Origin of the sequence: Flavobacterium sp. (assembly GCF_043773265.1) — a bacterium.
Lineage (GTDB): Bacteria > Bacteroidota > Bacteroidia > Flavobacteriales > Flavobacteriaceae > Flavobacterium.
The window spans coordinates 1-4,055 of record NZ_JAYVFH010000101.1 but is presented as its reverse complement, the minus strand read 5'-3'; the positions used below and the strand labels follow the sequence as shown (position 1 = coordinate 4,055).

3 protein-coding genes are annotated in these 4,055 nt (G+C 30.1%); all 3 read right to left on the bottom strand.

Going from position 1 to position 4,055, the window contains the following annotated elements; translation table 11 throughout:
• Positions 1-69 precede the first annotated feature (69 nt).
• Positions 70-507 carry a GNAT family N-acetyltransferase gene (locus ACH2BO_RS05330; RefSeq protein WP_395043715.1) on the bottom strand — a complete coding sequence of 146 codons (438 nt, stop codon included), beginning with the start codon at positions 505-507 and terminating at the stop codon, positions 70-72.
• Between the two features lie 83 nt (positions 508-590).
• Positions 591-2,579 (bottom strand): T9SS type A sorting domain-containing protein, encoded by a 1,989-nt coding sequence (locus ACH2BO_RS05325; RefSeq protein ID WP_395043714.1) that lies wholly within the window; start codon positions 2,577-2,579, stop codon positions 591-593.
• 12 nt (positions 2,580-2,591) lie between these two features.
• On the bottom strand, positions 2,592-3,977 hold the full coding sequence (locus ACH2BO_RS05320; RefSeq protein WP_395043713.1) for a T9SS type A sorting domain-containing protein: 1,386 nt from the start codon (positions 3,975-3,977) through the stop codon (positions 2,592-2,594).
• Positions 3,978-4,055 lie beyond the last annotated feature (78 nt).

Genomic DNA, 4,055 nt, shown 5'->3' with positions numbered 1-4,055 from the left:
GCAAGAGTTAAATACTAATCCTATGAAACAAAAAATTATAATTTTACAAATATTCATTTTTATATTATTTTAAGTTAATCCTTCTTTATTAATTGTTTTCACAAAATGAAATCCTTTGGGTGAAAATCCTTGATTATAGTAAAAACGATGTGCTTTAAAATTTTGTGTAAATGCGTCTAGAACTACAATTGAACAGTCATTTTTTTTGGCTAATTCTGTTATATAATCTGTCAAAAGCTTACCAACACCTTTTTGTCTGTGGTCTTCATGAACTATAAAATTATCAATTTCTATATATTTTCCAGACCATAATTTAGTTCCAATCCAATAACCAGTTAATCCGATACAAATATCGTGCTCAAAAATGGCAATTTGTTTATAATTATGAGAAATCATTTCATTAAGAAAAGATTCATATTTTTCTAATGTAATAGCTGGATATAGAAATTTTATGATTTCTATTTGCGAAAGCATTTCTTTAATTGTGGATAATTCTTTTAATTTCATTATTAAATTTAATTCTGATTATAAAAATAACAAAAAAAGAGCCAACTGATGTTGACTCTTAAATTATTAATTTTTAATTAAATTTATTCCTTCAAAAATTTTATGTTTTCCTCGCTAAATTCAGTTGTAATATTGATAAAATAATTTCCTGATTTTAAAACTGAAACATCTATCTCATTTGATGGATTAATAATTGTTTGCATCAACTGACCCATTAAATTATAAATTTTTATTGATACTATAGAAGTGGTGTTTTTGCTACTAATGTTTAAGGTGTTTTTTACTGGAACAGGAGATAAAATAATATCATTTAAAAAATTGAAATCATTAAAGTTTAAAGTTTGAAAAACTGACGTCGCAGTGTTTGTTGCTATTGGCGCATTATAATCAAAATAAATATTTGCGCCATTCGTAATTTGATTTCCAACAACTAATGTGTTTTTAGTTTTTATTTTAAATACTATATAACCATCATTGTTAGTATCATCAAATGGAAGATTTATACCTTCAAAAATGAACTCTACTATATTTCCATCAGATATTTTAGTAATACACGAATGTGAACTATCTATAAACTGAAGCGTATTTATATCAAATTTTGAGGTGTCAATAGTATCTTTTACAACAATATTTAGAGCATTTGCGGTTCCAGTATTTTCAAAACGAATTTTATAATGAACATAATCGCCTATTTTTGTTGGGCTTAGTGTTTCTCCTTCTAAGCAAGTTTTATCATTTGGGTCAAAAGAACTCCAAACATACTGCGCTAAATCGCTAAGATTGTTACTTGGCGTTTCGTCTGTTAAACCAGTAATTGTTGAAGAAAAGTTTAATATATCTCCTTGGTTCACTGGTGGTGAATCGGTAGATGAATTGATATTTAAAATTAAATTAATTTCTCTAGTTTCAAATGGTTGAAGATTACTAAAATTCCAAGTTAATGTATTTGCTACTTGACTTGAAACAGATGGATTTGATGACACAAAATCTAAAACAGCATCTTCAAAATTTAAATTTATGATGCCCGATTGCGCTTGCGTACCATTGTTTTTGAATTTTATTTTATATTCTGAATCAAACCCAACCCTACAATATGAAGTTGGAATTAACGCTACTTCTAAATCATTGTGGTTACCATTTGGACTGATACAAAAATTTTGTATAAAAGGACTTGCTGTAGTAGGAAAATTAACTGTAATAAAAGTTGGCGAAATATTAAAATAACTAGGATTTTCTAAAATTGGAGTTATAGTTGTTACACCAGATTCCATAGGGATTAAATAACTACCAGTAGTATTTGCTATTTGAATACCTGATGTTGTGCCGTTGTTTAAGTTGAATTTTATATTAGGAACATCAATATCAGTATTATCACAACCGTTAATATTTATATCATATTTTGTGTTTCCTTGAATAGTATAATAAACTCCGCCAGGATTAAAGGAACAATAAGTATTAACTTCACAATTAGTTAAGCCATACTCATTATTATAATACAGAATAAAATTATATAAAGTAAGTTCAAATGTAGTATCAATATCTCTGATACAGATGTAGTTTAAGTTGGGATTATTAGCATAAGATAAACCAGTTATCGTAGCTAAGAAATTAGCTGAATCAATACCTTTTAAATTAAGAGTGGTTAATTGGTTGTTGTTGCAATTAACACCACGAACCAAATTAATAATTGAACTTGTGTCTAATGTTGTTAACAAATTATCACTGCAATCAATATAAAATAAATTTATGTTGCTTGAAAGGTCAAGTGTTGCTAATTGATTATCATTACAGAATAAATTTGACAAATTAGTAAAACTACTCAATCCTTCCAAAGATGCAATATTAGAATTACTAACATCTAGACGATACACTTGTTGCGCTTCAAAAATTTCTATTTCGCCATTATTGTTAGTATCAATAACGATTGAAGTAGTATAATCTGAACCTATAGCAATACTATTACTAGTATTTGCAGCTAACAATTTAGCTTTAAAATTTGCGTCTGGAATATTTATTTGAGCGTTTATACTACCAAAAGTGAATAGCACAAATAAAAAAAATATATTTTTCATGATTTCAATTTATTATTGTTTAATTACTTTAATGGTTTTGGTTTCTTCTGCTTGGGTTACAATAATAGTATATACACCAGAGCTGTAGTTTTTGCCAAGTTCTAGTTTTTCTAATTCTAGTACAGACACATTTAAAACCTCAATATTTTTCCCCAACATATCATATACTTTAACAGTAACATTCTCTGATGAAAATTGTGGAATTGCAATTTTAAAACTCTCGTTATACGGATTTGGATACACTTTTACGTTTTCTTTGGTAAAACTGGTGTTGCTTAACAAACAAGCACTACCTATTTGTATAGGAACTAAACTGTTTGTAAACGTACCATTACCCAATTGCCCATAGGTATTGTCACCCCAAGCCATAAGCGTACCAGTATTGGTAAGTGCAATGGTGTGAAACAAACCACAACGAATTTTATCCCAGTTGGTAGCCGTGCCCACTTGTGCTAAAAGATTAGTTTGTGTGGTATTGCCATTGCCTTGTTGCCCAGTATTGTTTCTTCCGCAAGACCACAACGTGCCGTTGTTTTTAATAATCATACTGCAATATTCAGCAGCTTCAATACTACGCCAATCAGTGTCGGTGCCAATTTGCTGAATAGTAAAATTATCTACATTGTAATTGCCAAAACCCAATGCACCAGAAGTATTTTGACCCACAGCCCAAATGGTGCCATTTGTTTTTTTAAATAGTGTAGCATTAAAACTTGAGGTTATTTGCTCCCAATCGTTATTAGAAACAGGTTGAGCTGGTATATCATAACCTCCGTTATTCCCTGATGCCAATTTCCCAAACTCACCTTCACCCCAACCCCAAAAAGTATGGTCGCTTTTTAGCAAAACTGTATGACGAAAACCAGTTTGAAAAGTTAAAAAAGTTCCTGAAATAGATACAGGAATGAGTAATTTATAAGGATCAGTTTGATTACCTTGACCAAGTTGAGCAAATATATTATATCCGCATGCCCAGAACGAGTTATCACTTTTTTGTGCTATTACATAATCAAAATCACAAGCTACTCTATACCAATTACTATCAATTCCTACTTGAAGTGGTATATTTCTACCTATTAATGTATTATCACTCAATTGACCTTTGTTATTATTACCCCAAGCATACATAGTGCCGTTTTGTTTTATGGCGTAGCTAAAGTTATTTCCTGCGGCGGCTGTTACCCAATCGTTGGCAGTGCCAATTTGTGTGGGTATATTTTTATTACTATAAGTTCCATCACCCAATTGCCCGGTTGTGTTTCGTCCCCAAGCCCAAAGTGTTCCATTACTTTTTATCCCTAAACAATGATTGTCGCCAGAGGTAATAAATTGCCAACATTGGGCGTTGCTACTGGTATAACAAATTATCAATGATAATATAACAAATATATTTTTCATGATTTCAATTTATTATTGTTTAATTACTTTAATGGTTTTGGTTTCTTCTGCTTGGGTTACAATAATAGTATATACACC